We start from the raw sequence: 18,512 nt of genomic DNA, 5'->3' as shown, positions 1-18,512 counted from the left end.
TCAGGAGGCGATCTACCTGCGCGACGGGGTCGAGATCAGCCGATCCCTGATGGCCCAATGGATGGGCCATCTTGGGTTTGAACTGCAGATACTGGCCGATTACATCCTCGAAAAGATCAAGGAGGGTGAGCGGATCTTTGCCGACGAAACGAGCTTGCCCACTCTGGCTCCCGGATCGGGGAAAGCAACCAAGGCCTGGTTATGGGCCTACGCGCGCGATGATCGCCCCTATGGCGGCACCAGTCCGCCAATGGTGGCCTATCGCTTCGAAGACGGCAGAGGCGCTGAATGTGTGGCCCGTCATCTGTCCGGGTACAACGGCATCCTGCAGGTCGATGGATACGTGGCCTATAGCAGCCTTGCCAAGAGCCAGGCCAAGAGCCAGGCCAAGAGCCACGCCAAAAGCCAGGCCAAAACCGGCAGCACAGAAACGATGAGGCTTGCCGGATGCTGGGCGCATCTCAGGCGCAGGTTCTACGATCTGCACATCAGCGGCGTCTCGCAGGCTGCCACGGACAGCGTCATGGCCATGACCGAGCTGTGGAGGGTCGAAGATGACGTGCGCGGCCGGAATGCAGACACCCGCGCGAAGCTCCGGCAGGAAAAGTCTGCGCCTGTCGTCGCGCGCCTCTTCGATCTTTGGGAACGGGAGCTCGGCAAGGTCTCCGGCAAGTCCAAGACGGCGGAAGCAATCCGCTATGCGCTCGCCCGCCGTGAAGCACTCGAACGGTTCCTCTCCGACGGTCGCATTGAAATCGACTCCAACATCGTCGAACGGGCCATCAGGCCCCAAACCATTACGCGAAAGAACAGCCTCTTTGCCGGAAGTGAAGGCGGTGGCAGGACCTGGGCTACACTGGGAACGCTTCTGCAAACCGCCAGGATGAACAATGTCGATCCTCTCGACTGGCTGTCGCAAACCCTCGCGCATATCGCCCAAGGATGGCCCGCATCCAAAATCGACGCCCTCATGCCCTGGAACTTCAGGTCAAACGCCCTCAGCTAACCGCTTACGCTGTTCTTTCGTAAGCGTGTAGGCAACCCCACGTATCTTTTGGTGTTCTGATCGCTCATTTTCCCGGTGAATCATGTGGGGAATCCTATGAGCGAGAGTATGAATCAAGATCGAGTTTTTGAGGTTTTGACGGCAGCGCCGGTGCGGACGAGGCGCAGGCCACGTGATTGGTCGGTCGACGAGAAGGCACGACTGATTTCCCAGACGCTGTTGCCTGGTGCGAATGTTTCGGCGATTGCGCGTTCTGCCGGGGTTGACCCTTCGCAGCTTTATGGATGGCGGCGACAGGCCCGGGCATCCGGGGCGGTCAAAGCCATGCCCGTTGCGCACGATGAGGTGAAGTTTGCGCGCGTCGAGGCGGCTGGCAACTGGGCTGTGGAGATTGTCATTCGGGATACGGTTGTCCGTAAGCGGTAAGCGGTTAGCTGAGGGCGTTTGACCTGAAGTTCCAGGGCATGAGGGCGTCGATTTTGGATGCGGGCCATCCTTGGGCGATATGCGCGAGGGTTTGCGACAGCCAGTCGAGAGGATCGACATTGTTCATCCTGGCGGTTTGCAGAAGCGTTCCCAGTGTAGCCCAGGTCCTGCCACCGCCTTCACTTCCGGCAAAGAGGCTGTTCTTTCGCGTAATGGTTTGGGGCCTGATGGCCCGTTCGACGATGTTGGAGTCGATTTCAATGCGACCGTCGGAGAGGAACCGTTCGAGTGCTTCACGGCGGGCGAGCGCATAGCGGATTGCTTCCGCCGTCTTGGACTTGCCGGAGACCTTGCCGAGCTCCCGTTCCCAAAGATCGAAGAGGCGCGCGACGACAGGCGCAGACTTTTCCTGCCGGAGCTTCGCGCGGGTGTCTGCATTCCGGCCGCGCACGTCATCTTCGACCCTCCACAGCTCGGTCATGGCCATGACGCTGTCCGTGGCAGCCTGCGAGACGCCGCTGATGTGCAGATCGTAGAACCTGCGCCTGAGATGCGCCCAGCATCCGGCAAGCCTCATCGTTTCTGTGCTGCCGGTTTTGGCCTGGCTTTTGGCGTGGCTCTTGGCCTGGCTCTTGGCCTGGCTCTTGGCCTGGCTCTTGGCCTGGCTCTTGGCAAGGCTGCTATAGGCCACGTATCCATCGACCTGCAGGATGCCGTTGTACCCGGACAGATGACGGGCCACACATTCAGCGCCTCTGCCGTCTTCGAAGCGATAGGCCACCATTGGCGGACTGGTGCCGCCATAGGGGCGATCATCGCGCGCGTAGGCCCATAACCAGGCCTTGGTTGCTTTCCCCGATCCGGGAGCCAGAGTGGGCAAGCTCGTTTCGTCGGCAAAGATCCGCTCACCCTCCTTGATCTTTTCGAGGATGTAATCGGCCAGTATCTGCAGTTCAAACCCAAGATGGCCCATCCATTGGGCCATCAGGGATCGGCTGATCTCGACCCCGTCGCGCAGGTAGATCGCCTCCTGACGGTAAAGCGGAAGACCGTCGGCATATTTGGAGACCGCGATAAAGGCGAGCAGCCGTTCCGTTGGCAATCCGGCTTCGATGATGTGTGCCGGTGCGAGCGCCTGGATCACGCCGTCATGGCCACGGAAGGCATATTTGGGACGGCGCGTCACGATGACCCTGAACTTCGGCGGAATGACATCGAGCCGTTCGGAACGGTCTTCGCTGATCAGCACCTTCTCCAGGCCCTCATATCCAGCGGGGAGTTCCGGCTCGATGACCTCCTCGATGCGCTCAAGATGCGCAGCAAAGCCTTTGCGCGGGCGTGGAGCGCGTTTCGGCTTGTCCCTGGCGCCCCGGTCGAGTTCGCTCTGGACGCTCGAAAGGCCGGTCTCCACCTCCTCGAAGGCAAAGGCAATCTGCTCGTCGTCGAGGACCCCAGGACCACCGGCGCGGAGCCGTTCAGAGCGCTTGCCATGTTGCGCGCGCTGCAAGACCTTCATGATCAGCGTCAGGTTGGCAATCCGCTCGTTGGCGCTCTGTTCGATCGCCTCCAGCCGGGCGATTTCAGCCTCCGCGGCTCTTAATCGAACATCCCCTTGCGCCTGCGCACGCGCCAGGGCGAGCACCATCGCCTTGAGCGCATCCACGTCGTCCGGCAAGGTGTTCAGGGGTAAATCCATGGGTGCAAATAGAGCACAAAACCGCTCACTTTCCCAATGATTACAGCAGCATGATTCATCTTGCCGCAGATCGACATCATCCCGTCAGCAAGGGTCGCCGCACCTTTGTCGGACGGATCTTCTTCCAGTCCATCCCGGCCAGAAGAGCCATCAGCTGCGAATGGTCCAGGCGAATGCGAGCCGCCGATAGGGCAGGCCAGCAAAAGCCTTGCTCCTCAAGCGTCTTCGAATAGAGACAAACGCCGCTGCCATCCCACCACACGATCCGAACACGGTCCGCACGTTTCGACCGAAACACGTAAAGCGCGCCGTTGAACGGGTCGAGGCCGCCATCCCGGACAAGCACCATCAGGGATGCGGCACCTTTACGAAAGTCGACGGGCTGGCACGACACGTAAACGACGACACCCAGGCCAATCATGCTTTGCGCACCGCCCTCAGTATCACGGTCAGATGATCCGCATCGATGTCGCCGCCAACACGGACAACCGTATCCCGAATGACAATCTCCACAGCCCAGTTGCCAGCCGCCTCGACGCGCGCAAACTTCACCTCATCGTGCGCAACGGGCATGGCTTTGACCGCCCCGGATGCCCGGGCCTGTCGCCGCCATCCATAAAGCTGCGAAGGGTCAACCCCGGCAGAACGCGCAATCGCCGAAACATTCGCACCAGGCAACAGCGTCTGGGAAATCAGTCGTGCCTTCTCGTCGACCGACCAATCACGTAGCCTGCGCCTCGTCCGCACCGGCGCTGCCGTCAAAACCTCAAAAACTCGATCTTGATTCATACTCTCGCTCATAGGATTCCCCACATGATTCACCGGGAAAATGAGCGATCAGAACACCAAAAGATACGTGGGGTTGCCTACACGCTTACGATACCACACCCACGCTACCCAAGTTCAAGCGCCAGATCGTGCATGCCTATCTCTCTGGTAAGAAGCGGGATGGCCCGACCAAAAGCCACGACGTCTCGCGCAACCTGATCCGCGTCTGGCTCCAGAAGCGCGAGCATGCTCGCAATCAGACCTCGTTGGCGCGCTGGAGCACAGCCTGAAGGAGCGCCTCGCTTAGGAAGTATCCGGCAGCCCGCCAATCCGCCAGAACTGGCTTGATCGCCGGGATGAGCCGACGCTGCTTGGCTGCAATGAGGATGGCCGCGCTACCGATCACCCTTACGCCATGCAAGCTGGCAACGCGGCGACCGAGACGTTCATCCATCAGCACTGGACAGCCAAGCTCCATCGCCAGCGCGATGGCGGAAACTTCGCCCTGTCCCAGCGCGGGGAGGGGATCGTTCAACACCCCGCCAGCGCGGGTCACGATATGTCCCGCCTTCTGCGCGGCCAGTATCGCGTTGGAACCGGGCCGGGAGCCCTCACTCACGCACTCGTCCCAGACGGCCTCGGGAACAATGACGTCGCCCGCGACGACACGCAGCACGTCGATGAGCTCGCTGCGCGCCAGCATGATGAGCGGCGAAGCGTCGACAACGATCATCCGCGGTCAGACGAGTGCGGCGAGATCTTGATCAAGCTCCGCTGGCGCAAGATCAACGGCTGGAATCCCCATAGCTCCCAGAACAGCAATGAAGCGCTCGACGGGGAGACCCGCCAGCTTTGCGGCCTTGCCAAGGCTGATGGTGTGCTCGGCGAAGAGGCGGCAGGCCATGGCGACGGCAACGCCCTCGCTGAGAAGATGCTCATCCAGCGGCACGGCAACGAAGAGCGGATGGCCGTGTTTCGCCACGATGGACAACCGTCCCTCTTCAGCCTGGCGCACCAGATCGCCTGAGCGTTCGCGCAAGTCTCGCACGGAGAAGGTGTCCATGGCTGGTTTCCTTTATTGATCCCCAATTTGATAGCACACTCTCTTCCCGTCCGTCCATCAACGATGCACGTCGTTGGTGGAAAGCTCTTGAGCCATCACCCGAGCTTTTGCTCTGTCTGATCTCCGCTCAATCCACAGACGCGCTTGAGAAAACAGGGGAGGGTGGCGGCCAGCGCTCATCCCAGCAACCGTGCCGCCTTGCCCATCCGGCGCTCGGCATCGTTGTAGTAGCGGGCGGCCTGTTGCACGGATGTGTGCTGGCTCTGCGCCATCGCTTCGGGCAGGGGTACGCCTTGCCGGGCCGCCTCGGTGAGGAAACCAGAGCGCAGGCCGTGGGCAGAGAAGCTGACGGGATCGAGGCCTGCCATTGCGATGCGGCGTTTGAGGATCAGGTTGATGCCCTGGCCGGTGAGACCTTCCGGGCGGATGTTCTCCCACTGGTCGATACGGCGGAAGATCGGGCCGCTCTTGATTCTGGTAAAGGCCAGCCAAGCCTCGAGTGCCCCGACCGGCGCGCCGATCACAAAGACGCTGGCATCCTGATCGGCGTCGGTGGTCTTGGTGCGCCCGAGCCGGATGCGCCGGCAGGGCAGGGGCGGGGAGGTGGGATCGCCGGGAACCGAAGGCACGTCCGGCTCCACCACAATGTCCTCAAGGCGCAGGCCAGCCACCTCCGAACGCCGCCGGCCACCTGAGGCGAAGGCGATCAGCAGCAACGCCTTGTCGCGCAGATCCTGCGGCCGGTTCAGCCAGCAAGTGGCAATCAGCTTTGCCACGATATCGCCGGTGACGGCCTTCTCGCTCTTGCGCTGACGCGGCCGGGCGGCGGCACGCACCGAGAGTCTGAGCGCCGTCCTGATCTGACCGTCGCCGAATGGCCCAGTCATTCCCCGCCATTTGTGCATCGAGCCCCAGAGCGACAGCCGCCGCTTCACCGTGCCAGGCGCGTGGGGGCCGGTGGATTTCAGGGCACCCATGGCTCGCAGCGTGTGCGCGACCTCATCGGGCATGCCATGAGCCGGATCGGCCTCCTTCTTCACCGCATCCCACAGGTGATGGGCAATGAACTTCACCACCAGCGAGGCCGGCGCCGGCCAGGGCAGGGGAGAGCCTGTCGCGGCCAGCGCCCAGCGCTCGAGATAGGCCAGATCCGAGGCGATGGCGCGCAGCGTGTTGGCACCCATGCCGCTCTCGACCAGATGGCGCAACGTAGCGACATCCGCATCGGAGAGCAGAGCGGAGAGCTCGTCGCGGCGGTGATAGGGCAGCACGCCTGCGAGCGCATTCAGCTCGGCAAAGCGGGCGTGCTCGAGATCGTCGGGATGGCTCATCGGGAATCCGCCAAAATTCGGTATTTCGCTAATTTAGCGAGTATGCTAGGTTTGCGAACCGAAAAAGAGGTCCCCATGCCAGCAACCCTGACCCGCAGCGCCTTCGAGGCCCAGGTCGGCGAGGCCCTGGACAAGGCGATGAGCCAGCCCGTCATCGTGACCAAGCACGGCAAGCCGAAGAACGTTGTGCTGTCATACGACGAATACGAGCGGCTGGCGGCACGCGACCGGCGCATCGTCACGCTCTCGGACTGGACTGAGAGCGAGATCCAGGCGCTCGAAAGCATGGAGATGGAGCCTGGGCTCGCGCATCTCGACGCCGAGCTTGAGGCGTGATCGGGGGCGAGCCAAAGGTCGGATACGTCCTGCGCTATGTCTACGATTGGGGCCCTGAGGCCAGGACCGGCAGCGACAAGGAGCGGCCAGCCGTCATTGTGCTGACCGTCAGGCGGGCAGACGGCAAGACGCTGGTGCGTGTGGCACCGGTCACGCACCGTGCACCGGACGACCCAGCGCGGGCGCTGGAGCTGCCCCGGGCGACGAAACAGCGCCTCGGCCTCGACGACGACCGCTCGTGGGTCATCCTCGACCATGCCAACGAGTTCCAGTGGCCGGGTCCTGATGTGCGTCCGGTGCCCGGCGCATTGCCGGCGACGATCTACTACGGTCCGTTGCCGCCGGCGCTCTTCGTGCGACTGCGCCAGCAGCTCCTCGGCCTGCTCAGGGCCGGCCGTGTGCGGGCCCGGCTGCGGCTTGACTGAGCGCACAAGCCGGAGAGCATGCAGTCGGCTGCGGCGGGAGGCAGATTTGGCGGTCATCAGGGCCAGAATCCACGATTCTGGTTTGGCTGCCCATGACTAACGATAAGGGGGCATTATCGTGAGTGATGGATCGCCTTTCAGACATGCATATGTGAGACAATCCAATAGCCTTTTGGATTGTTTGTGATACTCTGCCTGTCGTGATAACAGATTCTTACGCACTCTCTACAATAACCCTGCGCGCGCTGCTTTCCGATCTCGCCCGCCCGATCGAGGCTGCGACGCTGGCGCTGGTGCGGCTCGATGAGCGGCTGGCGCGAGCTGAGCCCGTGCTGGCCGACGGCGTGCGCGCCCGTGGCCATCTGTTCGAAGCGCAGGCACTGGCGCATCTGTCGGGGGAACTGGCCTCGCTCGAGGATCTTGTGCTGCACGATGCCGGCATGGATGTCCGCGTGCCCTCGACCGGCGTGGTGCGGGCGCAGCGGATCCTTGATGAGCGCCGCAGCCTGGCGCGGCGTACGCCAGAGGCCGTTCTGGCGCCGGAGGCGCTCAGCCGGCTGATCGGCGTGGCGGCAGAAAGCGGGCAGGTGAAAGCCAGGGACGCGGAGATGGGTCAGGCTGCAGCAGCCGTCAGCGCTGCCGCGCGTCCTGCAGTGTCCGGCCCCTGGGATATGCCCAAGCCGTTCGCCGAAGACGGGCTCTGGCCGGATCCGGACGAGAGCGACGATGGCGACGGGCTGGAGCTGTCCGACGATGAGGGCGAGGCGATTGCAAGCAACAGTTCGTGCGCCGCGGCCGGCGACCTCGCCACCATCGATGCGCTGCTGGCGCGCACAGGTCGCCTGCTCGACGTCTACACGGTGCCGCAGCCAGAAGCGGTTCCCCTCAGGTTGCGCGACCCGGACTATGGCGCATCAACCCGTCTCATGGCCTGGCTGGAGGCGCTGAAGGCAGCGGAGGATGCGCCCGCTGTTCTCGCCACAGCCCTTGCGCTCGATGCCTGGCTTGCGCTCGAGCCGGCCGAGCGGGGAGGGGAGGTGGGCTTCGCATTGGCGGCCACCATCCTGCGCCAACGCGACATCGCTGCGCACCACCTGCCGGCGCTGGGGCTCGGCTACCGCAAGGGTCGCTTCCGCTGGAGCCCGCACCAGGGACAGGAGGTCCGCCTTGCCGGCTTGATCGAAGCCATGCAGGGTAGTGCAAGGCTGGCCGACAGCGACCTCAAGCGGCTCAACCTGGCGCGCGAGGTGATGGGGCGGCGCTGCGAGGGACGACGGGGGAATTCGAAGTTGCCGCAACTGGTCGACCTGTTCATGGCCTCGCCGCTGGTCACCGTGCAGATGGCGACCGAGAAGCTCAAGGTCACGCAACAAGCTGTCGAGGTGATGCTGAAGGAACTCGGGCCCAGCCTGCCGCGCGAGCTCACAGGGCGGAAGCGGTATCGGGCGTGGGGGATCGTGTGAGGCGCGCAAGGCTGACTGTGAAGTGCTGCCCGAAGTGTGATCGCCTTCAGTCCGGAGGTAGGGCGTAGCGCAGGATGTGGATCTCATCGGCAGCGTCGGCTGTGACCTCGAGCACCTGATTGACGAGGTCGGGATCGCCTGCCAGCTCGTCAAGCGCGACCTCGAACAGCCCAAGCTGCAGATCGAGGTCCATGGCGTCCGCGGCGCCAAGGCAGATCAGCCCGGCATGCAGTGCGACGCCGGCGTATTGCCCCTTCGCGCCCGGCCGATCTGCCGGCCCGCGGAAATCGACCGCGTTCTTGGTGACGAAGGTCCAGTCGCCGGCGAGGATAATCGGCTTCAGCTCCCAGTCCTTGCGGCCGGCAAGACCCAGCCAGACCACATGCGAGGATTCGCCGTGGCCGCGCCGCTGCGCCAGCTTGGTGAGGTCCGGGCTGAGGCACTCGTCGATGAGGAGCTTCACGCCGCCGCCCTGCGGCGCACCACGCGGCGATCCGTAACGATCCGAGCGCCGGCAGGCAACTCGACCGACCGAGGCCGCCCGCGCGGCGGGTTAGCGGCGGCGTAAAAGGCGGCGAGGTCGACTTGGCGCCCGTCGAGGCTCGGATAGGCCGAAAGGATGCGCTCCATCGGAAGACCCGCCGCCACCAAGGCCGCTACGTCATGGACCGGCACACGGGTGCCGCGGACGACTGGCGCACCGCCCAAGATGTCGTGATTGTTTTCGACGAGGGCGCGAGCCTCGGCCAGCTTGTCCAGCCGCTCGGACGAACGGCCCGAGGTCAACCGCAAGATAGGCCTCGCGCCAAGTCCAGTCCTCGTCAGCGGCCTCGCTCAGCGTCCTGGATCCCAAACTGCCCAGCCGTGGAGCCATGGCGTTCAGCACGGCCAGCCGCTCCTCGGCCGCCAGGCGCCGGGCGCTGGCGAAATAGAAGGCGATCATCGGGCAGGTGGCGGCCCGCAGACGGCGGCCGTCCTCGGCCGCGAGCAGGTCAGCCGGCAGGAGCCTCTCGTCCACGACCCGGTTGACGTCGCGCAGCGAGACTCCCGCAACCGCGGCCGCTTCGGGTGGCTTCAGAAGTTCGGTGGCTGTAATGAGCATGACCGTGCTCCTAACGCATAAAATCATCCGATCGATCGGATTATATATCAACGCTGTGAGATGATCAACCTGACAGGGTACTGTCATGTTGACGACGTGTCGGCGAACATCGGCTCTTCGAGCGCGATGATGCGGCAGCACCGATACGGCCGACGCTCGTTGGTCGAAACAGCGATTTCCCGGGTGAAGAGGATCAACGGCGGACGCCTCACCTCACGAACCTTTGGAGCCCAGCAGAATGAAGTCGCCATTCACATCAAGATCGCCAACCGCAACATGCTGCTCGCGAGACCGCAGTCACAGCGCATTCGCTGACCAGGCTGCAAAGCCGAGATGCCGGGTGCCTCCATCCATGCACCATGTGTAGACGCCCGTTTGGCAAGAGGAATCTTTGGTCAGTACGTGCGCGTTGTCGGGTGCTGACATGTGTCCGGCCTCTGATGCGGCTTTCTCATGCGCCGCGGGCCCGTATGGTGTTAGCGGATCAGGTCCAAATCAACGCCGCGTGCTGATGAAGCACTTTGGTGCACACTGGTTTTCCTAATCCCGTCTCACGACCGTTGCTCCATACCCTCCTTCTGACCTCTCCTGCTGCGACGTCCCCCTCGATCGCCTCGGCTTTATGCCGCCGCGACCGAAGCCCTGTATGTCTCTCCCCGCGCCATGATCGCCCAAACGATGCTCGCCATCTTGTTGGCGAGCGCCACGCGCACCAGCATCGGTGGTTTACTCGCCAGCATGTTGGCCAGCCATGACCCCGGCGTGGCACCTTTGCGTTTGCGCCAGATCAGTTCGCTGTGTGCGCCCATGATCAGGAGCCGCCGCAGGGATCGTTCACCCATCTTCGTCGTGGAGCCAAGGCGTTGCTTGCCGCCGGTCGAATGTTGCCGGGGCACAAGCCCAAGCCATGCGGCGAAGTCACGTCCGCGTTTGAACGTCTCCGGCGATGGCGCAAGAGCCACCAGAGCCGAGGCGACCAGCGGCCCAACCCCAGGGATCGTCATCAGCCGGCGCGCCTTCTCGTCTTCGCGTGTGCGCCTGACGATCTCGGCATCCAGGACGCCGATCTGATCATTCAACTGCGACAGGGTCGCCGTCAGAAACCGCAAAGCCGCCCGCGCCGGTTCCGGCAGCACGGTCTCTGGATCATCAATCATCGCCGTCAGCTTCGAGGCGTGGCCCAGACCTTGCGGCGCGACATGACCGAACTCGGCCAGATGGCCTCGCAAGGCATTGATGGTCTGCGTGCGTTGGCGGAGCAGCAAATCACGGGTGCGCAACATGACGGCTGCCCCTTGTGTCGCTTCGCTCTTCACCCCAACAAAGCGCATCGTCGGCCGCTGAGCCGCCTCGCAGATCGCCTCGGCGTCTGCCGCATCGTTCTTCTGCCGCTTCACGAAGGGTTTGACATAAGCAGGTGGGATCATCCGCACCTCATGTCCCAGCCGACCGATCTCCCGCGCCCAGAAGTGGGAACTTCCGCAGGCTTCCATCGCCACCAGGCATCGCGGCTGATCAGCGAAAAACTTCAGAACTTGCCCGCGCCGCAACTGCTTGCGGAGCACAACAGCTCCCGCCGCATCCGCGCCATGCACCTGAAATGCATTCTTGGCCAAATCCAAACCGATCGTGCAAACCTCGCTTGTCATGCCTCTCTCCAATGGTGATGCCAACCATCCTTCTTTGCCACACATTGGGATCGTCGCGGGCGTCTATATCATCAACGCCATGGCCAAACCCTTAGCGTAGGATTCTACACCCCACCGCAAACGACCCCAATAAATCCTCACTTCGTGAAGCTGCTGTCATCACCCTGTCGCGCAAACGGAGGATTGTAGAACTGACAAGTCAGATCGTCGGTGCAGTGTCCTGACATCTACGTCATGTCATCGAAAATACCAATTTTTTGAACAAACCGAGAGACGATCATGACGGCTTTCACACGACGTAGGGCGCTTCAGCTTGGCGTAAGCGCGCTTGGCGCATCGGCCTTGCCGAACTTCGCCATCGGCCAATCCGACACCCGCGCCTCGATCACCATCGCAGTGCAGAAAATTACCAACTCCAATGTGCTCGACGTGCTGCGCGAGCAATCCAATGTTGGCGAGCGTGTATTTTTTACCTCGATCTGGGAAGGGCTGATCAGCCGCGACTGGCTAGGCAACCTGTCTCCGCGTCCGGGGCTCGCCACGGAATGGAGGCGCATCGACGACCAGACCGTCGAACTCAAGTTGCGTCAGGGCGTCAAGTTCCATAACGGCGAGGAAATGACAGCCGAGGACGTCGTTTTTACGTTCTCGCGTGAGCGCATGTTCGGGAATACCGAACCTAAGAACCGGACGGTCATCCGTGTTGAGGGTCGCATTCCTGCGCCGCGCCCCGGCAAGGAGCTACCGCCTGAAGTCACAGCTATTGCACGTCGCGCCTGGCCAGATCTGGCCCGGGTAGAAGCCATCGATAAGTATACGGTTCGTTTTTATAACGCGACTCCTGACGTAACCCTCGAGGGCCGTCTTGCCCGCTACGGTTCCGACATCATGAGCCGCAAGGGCTGGGAAGATGCCGCAAGCTATCTCGACTGGGCCCGCAAGCCGATCACCACCGGTCCTTACAAGGTCGTCGAATTCCGGCCCGACAACTCGCTGACGCTCGAAGCCCATGACGAGTATTGGGGCGGGCGTCCACCGCTGCGCCGCATCCGTTTCGTCGAGGTGCCCGAAGTGCCGAGCCGCATCGCCGGGCTCTTGTCAGGCCAGTATCAGTTCGCCTGCGACATTCCGCCGGACCAGATCTCGGACATCGAGAAGAACGCCGCTTTCGAGGTGCAGGGCGGCACGATCCTCAACCACCGCCTGACGGTGTTCGACAAGAACCATGCCCAGCTTCAGAACCCGCTGGTCCGCCGCGCGCTGACCCACTCCATCGACCGCCAGGCCATCGTCGACTCGCTCTGGGCTGGCCGCACCAAGGTTCCCGCCGGACTGCAGTGGGAGTATTACGGAGATATGTTCCATGCCGATTGGACGGTGCCGGAATTCAACCCGACGCTGGCCCGCGATCTCTTGCGGCAGTCCGGATACAAGGGCGACCCGATCCCATACCGCATGCTGAACAACTATTACACCAACCAGAACTCCACAGCGCAGGTGCTGGTCGAGATGTGGCGGTCGGTTGGGCTGAACGTCCAGATCAATACAGTCGAGAACTGGTCGCAGATCATGGCACGTGGCGAGGCCAGAGCCATTCGCGATTGGTCCAACTCCGCCCCGTTCAGCGATCCTGTTTCGTCAATCGTCAACCAGCACGGTCCCAACGGCTCGCAGCAGCAGGCCGGCGAATGGACAAATGCCGAGATGAACCAACTCTCGGAGGTACTCGAAACCTCGACCGATCGTGCAAAGCGGAAAACCGCGTTCCGGCGGATGCTAGAAATCTGTGAGCGCGAGGACCCCGCCTACACGGTGCTGCACCAGAACGCGACCTTCACGGCAAAGCCGAAAGCACTGCGCTGGAAAGCTTCGCCAGCCTTCGCCATGGACTTCCGGCCCGGCAACTATGTCTGAGGCCAGCCGGATCATGATACCTTCCACACAATTTACCCTGTCGGGGCTGACTGTCAGCTTCGACGGGATCACGGTTTTGCATGGCATCGACCTTTCGATTGGCAAGGGCGAGGCTCTCGGTCTCGTCGGCGAGTCAGGGTCCGGCAAGTCGGTCACCTGGCTTGCGGCGCTTGGCCTCCTGCCGGGCAAGGCGCGCGTTTCCGGAAGTGCAAGGCTTGACGGCCTCGAACTGATCGGTGCAATGCCTGAAACACTGGATAAGGTCCGTGGTGGTCGCGTCGCGATGATCTTTCAGGACCCGACCAGCGCACTAAACCCTGTGCTGAAGGTCGGCACACAGATCGGCGAGGCCTTGGCGCTGCATCGCGGGCTTTCGGGTGCTGCAATCAAGGCGGAGGCGAAAAGGCTGTTTGATCTGGTCGGCATTCCCGATGCGGAACGCCGCCTGTCGTCCTATCCGCATGAGTTTTCAGGCGGCCAGAACCAGCGCGTGATGATTGCCATGGCGCTGGCCGGGGAGCCAGACATTCTGGTGGCCGACGAGCCCACAACGGCATTGGATGTCACCATTCAGGCACAAATCCTCGATTTGATCAACACTGTCCGCCGCGAGATGGGCATGGCACTGGTGCTGATCAGCCATGATCTCGGTGTCATTGCGGAAACCTGCGACCGCGTCGCGGTGATGTATGCCGGGCGCATCGTCGAGGAAGCGCCGGCGGCCGATCTGTTCGCAGCCCCCCGACACCCCTATGCACGCGGACTTCTGCACTCGCTACCGCCTCTCGGAGGGGCACGCCGCAAGCTGGTCTCGATCCCCGGTGTTGTGCCTGACCCGCGCGCGCTGCCGAAGGGCTGCGCCTTTGCGCCGCGCTGCAGCGAGGTGACGGATGCCTGTCTCATTTCCCCGCTAACGCTTCGCAGCGCCGAGACAGGGCGTCGGCTCGCCTGCGTGCTTGATCCCCATGAGCCAGCGCGAAAAGACCAGCGCCAATTCGAGGCCGCATGAGCGCCGCCTTGCTCACTGCCACGGACCTTTCGCGCACCTATGGCTCGCGGCGTGGGCTGTTCGGTGCCATCACGAAAGTGCGCGCGGTCAACCGCGTCAGTTTCAGCATTGCCGCTGGCGAGACATTGGGCATCGTTGGCGAGTCCGGCTCAGGCAAGTCAACCATGGGGCGCATGGCCCTCGGCCTGGAGCCTCCCGATGAGGGGCAAGTGCGGTTCATCGGCCAGCCAATTCCCGCCTCCGGCAGTCTGGCGTGGCGGGCTCAGCGCGCGCGCATGCAAATGATCTATCAGGACCCGCTCGGCGCGCTTGATCGCCGCCTGCCGGTAATCGCCCAGGTTCAGGAGCCGCTGGATATCCACCGGTTGGGCGATCCTGCGCAACGTCTGCTGCGTGCGCAGGAGATGCTGGCCCGCGTCGGGCTTTCAGTTGAACAGATGGGCCGTTATCCTCACGAACTCTCGGGCGGGCAGCGTCAGCGCGTGGTGCTTGCGCGCGCGCTCATGACAAGACCTGATTTTCTGGTGTGCGACGAGCCGGTTTCGGCGCTGGACGTCTCGATCCAGGCACAGGTCGTGAACCTTCTGGTCGATCTGCAGGCAGAGTTCGGCATTGCCATGCTGTTCATCAGCCATGACCTGCGGGTGGTGCGGCAGGTCTCCAGACGCGTAGCGGTCATGTATCTCGGTGATTTTGTCGAGGTGGGCGATGCGGATGATTTGTTCGCCGAGCCGCTGCATCCCTACACCCGCGCGCTTGTCTCCGCGGCTCCGGTGACGCTGCGCATGCCCGACCAACAGCGCATCGTGCTGAAGGGCGAGCCGCCAAACCCAGCCAATCGGCCGGGCGGCTGCAGCTTCCATCCACGTTGCCCGTTCGCCACGGAGCGATGCAAGGTTGAAAAACCTGCGCTGTTGCCGGTCGATCAGGGCCTGGGGCGCCGTGTTGCCTGCCATCTGATTGAGCCTTCCAGCGCCGCAATCGAAAAGGCCGCCTGATGCTGCGCTATTTCGCCATCAGGCTCGGGCGCGCCATGATCACCATTGCGCTGGTCGTCACCTTCGCCTTCATCGTGCTGCGCATGTCGGGCGATCCGGCGCAGATCATCATGGGGCCGGAAGCGCCACCGGAGGTGATCGCCGCCTTCCGCAAGGCCTGGGGTCTGGATGATCCGATCTGGCTGCAGTATTTTCATTATTTCGGCGCGATCCTGCAAGGCGAGCTTGGTCGTTCCATGCGCGATGGGCGCTCCGCTATCGCACTGGTGACCGAGCGCATTCCGGTGACGCTGGCGCTGACGTTGCCTGCGCTGGCGATCAAGATCGGGCTTGGCATTCCCGCTGGCATCTATGCGGCCCTGCATCGCGGCAGCCTCGCCGACCGCATCGTGATGACGCTGTCGGTCGCTGGTTTCACCATCCCCAGTTTCGTGCTTGGCCTGACGCTGGTGCTGATCTTCGCGGTCAAGCTCGGCTGGCTGCCATCGGGCGGGCAGGATAGCTGGCGGCATGCCATCTTGCCAGTCATCACGCTCGGCATTGGCGGCGCGGCGGTGCTGGCGCGCTTCACCCGCAGTGCCATGCTGGAGGTTCTGGGTCAGCCGTTCATCCGTACGGCTAGCGCCAAGGGCGTGCCATGGCGCGATGTCATCGTCGGCCATGCCTTGCCCAATGCCGCCATCCCGACTGTCACCATTGTCGGTTTCATGATCGGCACGCTGATCGCCGGGGCGGTCGTTGTGGAGAGTGTTTTCTCATGGCCGGGCGTTGGGCGGCTTCTGGTTGTCGCAGTCGCAAACCGTGATCTGGCGGTGGTGCAGTGCATTCTCCTGCTGGTCGCAGCCACGATGGTCACCTCAAACCTGATCGTCGATTTCCTGTACGGCTTCCTTGATCCGCGCCTGCGCCAGAACGCGGGGAAGGCGTCATGAGCGATCACGCACTGCCCGGAACCACTTCAGGGCATCCGGTGGTCAGCCGAAAAAGGCGGGGCCATGACATGCCGCTTCTGGTCAAGATCGCGCTGCTCTGGCTGATCGGCATGATCCTGGTCGCAATCTTCGCGCCCCTGATCAGCCCGTTTGTCTACACTTCGCCAAACCTGCGCAACCGGCTGGCGCCGCCGGGCGCATTCCCGCATATCCTGGGCACAGACGAGCTTGGCCGCGATGTGCTTTCGCGCCTGCTGATGTCGATCCGCATCTCGCTTCTCATTGCCTTTGGTGCGTCGATCATTTCGGCGGTGCTCGGCACCACGCTCGGCTTCCTCGCCGCTTACTTTCGTGGCTTCGTCGAGCAGATCGTGCTGATGCTGGCTGATTTTCAGGCCTCCATGCCGTTCCTGATCCTGGCGCTTTCGGTGCTTGCCTTCTTCGGCAATTCGCTGGCGCTGCTCATTGGCCTGATGGGCCTGTTTGGCTGGGAGCGTTATGCCCGCATCTCACGCGGGTTGGCGATCTCGGCAAGCGCGCAGGGCTATGCCTCCGCCTGCCGCCAGCTCGGCGCCTCGCCCATGCGGGTTTATCTGCGCCACATCCTGCCCAACATCGCCTCCACGCTGATCGTCTCGATGACGCTTGTCTTTCCAGAGGTGATCCTGCTTGAAAGCGGGCTGTCCTTCCTCGGGCTCGGCGTGCAGCCGCCGATGACCAGTCTCGGCAACATGGTCGGCTATGGCCGCGAATACATCACTCGCGCGCCTTGGATCATGCTCAGCCCGGCCCTGACCATCGTGTTCACGACGCTGGCCGTTTCCGTCCTTGGCGACTGGCTGCGCGACAAGCTTGATCCAACGTTGAGATGAGATGATGCAGACAGCTTCACGTGTTGTTGTAGTGGTGTTCGATGGGCTCAGGCCCGACATGGTGACATCGGCCCGGATGCCGAATCTGGCTGGATTTGCGGCTGATAGCCTGTGGTTTCGCGAGGCGCGTTCGGTGTTTCCGTCGATGACACGGGTGGCGACGTCGTCGATATCGACCGGTGCGCCACCAGCCCTTCATGGGATTGTCGGCAACAGTTTCTACTGCCCCGAGGTGACGCGCGACTTCGTGCTCGACACGTCTCTGGCTGACGATCTCGCTCTGGCCGAGAGTCGCCTCGCCGGCCCACTGATTGCGCCAGAAACCCTTGGCGACAGACTGGCTACCCACGGCAAGAGTTTCGCCGTGGTCCACTCGGGCTCCGCAGGTTCGACCTATGCGATCAACCCGCGCGCCGCCGTCAATGGCCATTGGACGTTCTCGGTGATGGGGCGCGATGCGACACGGACGCTTCACGCGGTCGATGAGGTGGTTGAACGTTTCGGGCCGCTCCCACCCCGCACTTTGCCTCGCTTTGAGGAGACCGACTATGTGATGCGCGTTTTCACAGAGCATGTACTTGGCGAAATGGACCCGGACGTCGCGCTGATCTGGTTCAATGAGCCCGATACCTCGTTTCACTACAAATTCCTGGCCTCTGACGAAACCAATGCCATCATGAAAGCGGTTGATGCTGCATTCGGTCGCATTCTTGCCGTGATCAAGGCGCGGCCTGACGCGGACGAGATCGCGCTCATCGTCGCCTCGGATCACGGTCAGATTTCAAGCTCCGGCGTTGCCGATATCGCTGCACGGCTCACTGAGGCCGGGCACAGGGCGGCGCGTGCCTCGTCACGGGCAATCAATGGTGCAGATATCACGGTCACCGGCGGCAATATGGGCGAGATCCGCATGGTCGATGGCGACATGGAGCGCCGCGATGCGATTGCCCGCTGGCTGATGCAGCGCGACGAAATCGGGATGGTGTTCACGCCCTCCGATGATCCCGTCCAAGGTGCTGTCGAAGGGACATTCTCCACAAGTCTGGTTGGGCTCGACCACGCAAGGCAGCCAGAACTGGTTTATGTGCTCCGATCGGGGACCGAGGCAGATGCGCACGGATTACCGGGCCTTGGACTGATCACCGGAGGCGTTCCCGTCGGCGGCGGCATGCATGGCGGGCTCAACCGGCATGAAATCAACACCGTGCTCATTCTGGGTGGCGCCGCGCGTGGCGGACTGCCCGGCTTGAGTGAGGCGCCGTCCGGGATCATCGACATCGCGCCGACAGTGCTTGACCTGCTTGGGCTCGACGCCCCGGCCAGCATGCGCGGCGCCAGTCTGACGGCCGCTGCTACGCGCAACCATGCTCCCACGATCACAAGCTTCGAGGCTGGGATTGGATCGTTTCGCCAACGACTGAGTGTCAGACGACGCGGCAATCACATGTTTCCGGTCCATGGCAGCCGGATCGGCTGAGATCCGATCATCGCGTCTCACGCGGCGTCCGCCCGGACGAAATGC

General features: G+C 62.8%; 20 protein-coding genes and 1 pseudogene (1 of these 21 only partly in view). 12 read left to right on the top strand and 9 right to left on the bottom strand.

All coding sequences use genetic code 11. From position 1 onward, the window contains the following. Together HEQ16_02025 and HEQ16_02020 are read left to right on the top strand one after the other, a co-directional pair. Positions 1–1,006 carry the 3' portion of an IS66 family transposase gene (locus HEQ16_02025; protein MCO4052840.1) on the top strand. Its footprint begins 662 nt before the window's first position, so 1,006 of the gene's 1,668 nt are visible here — the last part of the coding sequence; the start codon falls outside the window, past its left edge; its stop codon occupies positions 1,004–1,006. 96 nt (positions 1,007–1,102) lie between these two features. Then, a complete protein-coding gene (locus HEQ16_02020; protein MCO4052839.1) occupies positions 1,103–1,432 on the top strand; it encodes a transposase in 330 nt (109 codons plus the stop codon). A gap of 4 nt (positions 1,433–1,436) precedes the next feature. Here the strand turns inward: HEQ16_02020 and HEQ16_02015 are convergent, their stop codons facing one another. The 6 genes from HEQ16_02015 to HEQ16_01990 form a co-directional block, all read right to left on the bottom strand. Continuing rightward, a complete protein-coding gene (locus HEQ16_02015) occupies positions 1,437–3,128 on the bottom strand; it encodes an IS66 family transposase (GenBank protein MCO4052838.1) in 1,692 nt (563 codons plus the stop codon). Positions 3,129–3,204: 76 nt separating this feature from the next. Next, on the bottom strand, positions 3,205–3,549 hold the full coding sequence (tnpB, locus tag HEQ16_02010) for an IS66 family insertion sequence element accessory protein TnpB (GenBank protein ID MCO4052837.1): 345 nt from the start codon (positions 3,547–3,549) through the stop codon (positions 3,205–3,207). Further along, on the bottom strand, positions 3,546–3,929 hold the full coding sequence (locus HEQ16_02005; GenBank protein MCO4052836.1) for a transposase: 384 nt from the start codon (positions 3,927–3,929) through the stop codon (positions 3,546–3,548). The genes tnpB and HEQ16_02005 overlap by 4 nt, the downstream gene beginning before the upstream one ends. A 223-nt stretch (positions 3,930–4,152) precedes the next feature. Continuing rightward, complete coding sequence (locus tag HEQ16_02000) at positions 4,153–4,629, bottom strand: DUF3368 domain-containing protein (protein ID MCO4052835.1); 477 nt, start codon at positions 4,627–4,629, stop codon at positions 4,153–4,155. Positions 4,630–4,635: 6 nt separating this feature from the next. Beyond that, on the bottom strand, positions 4,636–4,959 hold the full coding sequence (locus HEQ16_01995) for a type II toxin-antitoxin system Phd/YefM family antitoxin (GenBank protein ID MCO4052834.1): 324 nt from the start codon (positions 4,957–4,959) through the stop codon (positions 4,636–4,638). A gap of 176 nt (positions 4,960–5,135) precedes the next feature. Then, positions 5,136–6,290 carry a tyrosine-type recombinase/integrase gene (locus tag HEQ16_01990; protein MCO4052833.1) on the bottom strand — a complete coding sequence of 385 codons (1,155 nt, stop codon included), beginning with the start codon at positions 6,288–6,290 and terminating at the stop codon, positions 5,136–5,138. Between the two features lie 75 nt (positions 6,291–6,365). Between HEQ16_01990 and HEQ16_01985 the strand changes: the two genes are divergently transcribed. From HEQ16_01985 to HEQ16_01975, 3 genes are all read left to right on the top strand, one after another. After that, entirely contained in the window at positions 6,366–6,626 is a 261-nt protein-coding gene (locus tag HEQ16_01985; protein MCO4052832.1) for a type II toxin-antitoxin system prevent-host-death family antitoxin, read from the top strand. Next, positions 6,623–7,051 carry a plasmid maintenance toxin (PemK-like) gene (locus HEQ16_01980; GenBank protein MCO4052831.1) on the top strand — a complete coding sequence of 143 codons (429 nt, stop codon included), beginning with the start codon at positions 6,623–6,625 and terminating at the stop codon, positions 7,049–7,051. The genes HEQ16_01985 and HEQ16_01980 overlap by 4 nt, the downstream gene beginning before the upstream one ends. A gap of 200 nt (positions 7,052–7,251) precedes the next feature. Then, positions 7,252–8,514 (top strand): DUF1612 domain-containing protein, encoded by a 1,263-nt coding sequence (locus HEQ16_01975; GenBank protein MCO4052830.1) that lies wholly within the window; start codon positions 7,252–7,254, stop codon positions 8,512–8,514. Positions 8,515–8,560: 46 nt separating this feature from the next. Here the strand turns inward: HEQ16_01975 and HEQ16_01970 are convergent, their stop codons facing one another. Both HEQ16_01970 and HEQ16_01965 read right to left on the bottom strand, forming a co-directional pair. Beyond that, the gene (locus tag HEQ16_01970; protein ID MCO4052829.1) at positions 8,561–8,977 is read right to left on the bottom strand and encodes a DUF5615 family PIN-like protein; all 417 of its coding nucleotides are present in this window, start codon (positions 8,975–8,977) and stop codon (positions 8,561–8,563) included. After that, positions 8,974–9,616 (bottom strand): annotated as a pseudogene (locus HEQ16_01965) (DUF433 domain-containing protein). Before HEQ16_01965 ends, HEQ16_01970 begins: the two are co-directional and overlap by 4 nt. A 60-nt stretch (positions 9,617–9,676) precedes the next feature. Between HEQ16_01965 and HEQ16_01960 the strand changes: the two are divergent. Further along, a complete protein-coding gene (locus HEQ16_01960; GenBank protein ID MCO4052828.1) occupies positions 9,677–9,931 on the top strand; it encodes a hypothetical protein in 255 nt (84 codons plus the stop codon). Between the two features lie 305 nt (positions 9,932–10,236). Here the strand turns inward: HEQ16_01960 and HEQ16_01955 are convergent, their stop codons facing one another. Further along, positions 10,237–11,265 (bottom strand): IS110 family transposase, encoded by a 1,029-nt coding sequence (locus HEQ16_01955; GenBank protein ID MCO4052827.1) that lies wholly within the window; start codon positions 11,263–11,265, stop codon positions 10,237–10,239. Between the two features lie 279 nt (positions 11,266–11,544). Between HEQ16_01955 and HEQ16_01950 the strand changes: the two genes are divergently transcribed. Genes HEQ16_01950 through HEQ16_01925 form a run of 6 tightly spaced genes read left to right on the top strand, consistent with a single transcriptional unit; the run spans position 11,545 to position 18,467 of the window. Further along, positions 11,545–13,179, top strand: coding sequence for an ABC transporter substrate-binding protein (locus HEQ16_01950; GenBank protein MCO4052826.1), 1,635 nt, complete (start codon positions 11,545–11,547; stop codon positions 13,177–13,179). A gap of 13 nt (positions 13,180–13,192) precedes the next feature. Then, positions 13,193–14,188: an ABC transporter ATP-binding protein gene (locus HEQ16_01945; protein MCO4052825.1), complete on the top strand. Its 996-nt coding sequence runs from the start codon at positions 13,193–13,195 to the stop codon at positions 14,186–14,188. Then, on the top strand, positions 14,185–15,186 hold the full coding sequence (locus HEQ16_01940) for an ATP-binding cassette domain-containing protein (protein MCO4052824.1): 1,002 nt from the start codon (positions 14,185–14,187) through the stop codon (positions 15,184–15,186). The genes HEQ16_01945 and HEQ16_01940 overlap by 4 nt, the downstream gene beginning before the upstream one ends. Beyond that, positions 15,186–16,118, top strand: a complete 933-nt coding sequence (locus HEQ16_01935) for an ABC transporter permease (GenBank protein MCO4052823.1) — start codon at positions 15,186–15,188, stop codon at positions 16,116–16,118. The genes HEQ16_01940 and HEQ16_01935 overlap by 1 nt, the downstream gene beginning before the upstream one ends. Beyond that, entirely contained in the window at positions 16,115–16,990 is an 876-nt protein-coding gene (locus HEQ16_01930) for an ABC transporter permease (GenBank protein ID MCO4052822.1), read from the top strand. Before HEQ16_01935 ends, HEQ16_01930 begins: the two co-directional genes overlap by 4 nt. Before the next feature lies 1 nt (position 16,991). Next, the gene (locus tag HEQ16_01925) at positions 16,992–18,467 is read left to right on the top strand and encodes a nucleotide pyrophosphatase (GenBank protein MCO4052821.1); all 1,476 of its coding nucleotides are present in this window, start codon (positions 16,992–16,994) and stop codon (positions 18,465–18,467) included. Positions 18,468–18,512 lie beyond the last annotated feature (45 nt).

Origin of the sequence: Bosea sp. (in: a-proteobacteria) (assembly GCA_023910605.1) — a bacterium.
In the GTDB taxonomy this organism is placed as follows: domain Bacteria; phylum Pseudomonadota; class Alphaproteobacteria; order Rhizobiales; family Beijerinckiaceae; genus Allobosea.
Note: the sequence above shows the minus strand (reverse complement) of the source record. Positions and strands in the feature narration are given on the sequence as shown.

Coding starts and splice junctions, on each gene's coding strand:
- HEQ16_02020 (MCO4052839.1), top strand. CDS start 1,103: ATGAGCGAGAGTATGAATCAAGATCGAGTTTTTGAGGTTTTGACGGCA.
- HEQ16_02015 (MCO4052838.1), bottom strand. CDS start 3,128: ATGGATTTACCCCTGAACACCTTGCCGGACGACGTGGATGCGCTCAAG.
- tnpB (MCO4052837.1), bottom strand. CDS start 3,549: ATGATTGGCCTGGGTGTCGTCGTTTACGTGTCGTGCCAGCCCGTCGAC.
- HEQ16_02005 (MCO4052836.1), bottom strand. CDS start 3,929: ATGAGCGAGAGTATGAATCAAGATCGAGTTTTTGAGGTTTTGACGGCA.
- HEQ16_02000 (MCO4052835.1), bottom strand. CDS start 4,629: ATGATCGTTGTCGACGCTTCGCCGCTCATCATGCTGGCGCGCAGCGAG.
- HEQ16_01995 (MCO4052834.1), bottom strand. CDS start 4,959: ATGGACACCTTCTCCGTGCGAGACTTGCGCGAACGCTCAGGCGATCTG.
- HEQ16_01990 (MCO4052833.1), bottom strand. CDS start 6,290: ATGAGCCATCCCGACGATCTCGAGCACGCCCGCTTTGCCGAGCTGAAT.
- HEQ16_01985 (MCO4052832.1), top strand. CDS start 6,366: ATGCCAGCAACCCTGACCCGCAGCGCCTTCGAGGCCCAGGTCGGCGAG.
- HEQ16_01960 (MCO4052828.1), top strand. CDS start 9,677: ATGATCAACCTGACAGGGTACTGTCATGTTGACGACGTGTCGGCGAAC.
- HEQ16_01955 (MCO4052827.1), bottom strand. CDS start 11,265: ATGACAAGCGAGGTTTGCACGATCGGTTTGGATTTGGCCAAGAATGCA.
- HEQ16_01950 (MCO4052826.1), top strand. CDS start 11,545: ATGACGGCTTTCACACGACGTAGGGCGCTTCAGCTTGGCGTAAGCGCG.
- HEQ16_01945 (MCO4052825.1), top strand. CDS start 13,193: ATGATACCTTCCACACAATTTACCCTGTCGGGGCTGACTGTCAGCTTC.
- HEQ16_01940 (MCO4052824.1), top strand. CDS start 14,185: ATGAGCGCCGCCTTGCTCACTGCCACGGACCTTTCGCGCACCTATGGC.
- HEQ16_01935 (MCO4052823.1), top strand. CDS start 15,186: ATGCTGCGCTATTTCGCCATCAGGCTCGGGCGCGCCATGATCACCATT.
- HEQ16_01930 (MCO4052822.1), top strand. CDS start 16,115: ATGAGCGATCACGCACTGCCCGGAACCACTTCAGGGCATCCGGTGGTC.
- HEQ16_01925 (MCO4052821.1), top strand. CDS start 16,992: ATGATGCAGACAGCTTCACGTGTTGTTGTAGTGGTGTTCGATGGGCTC.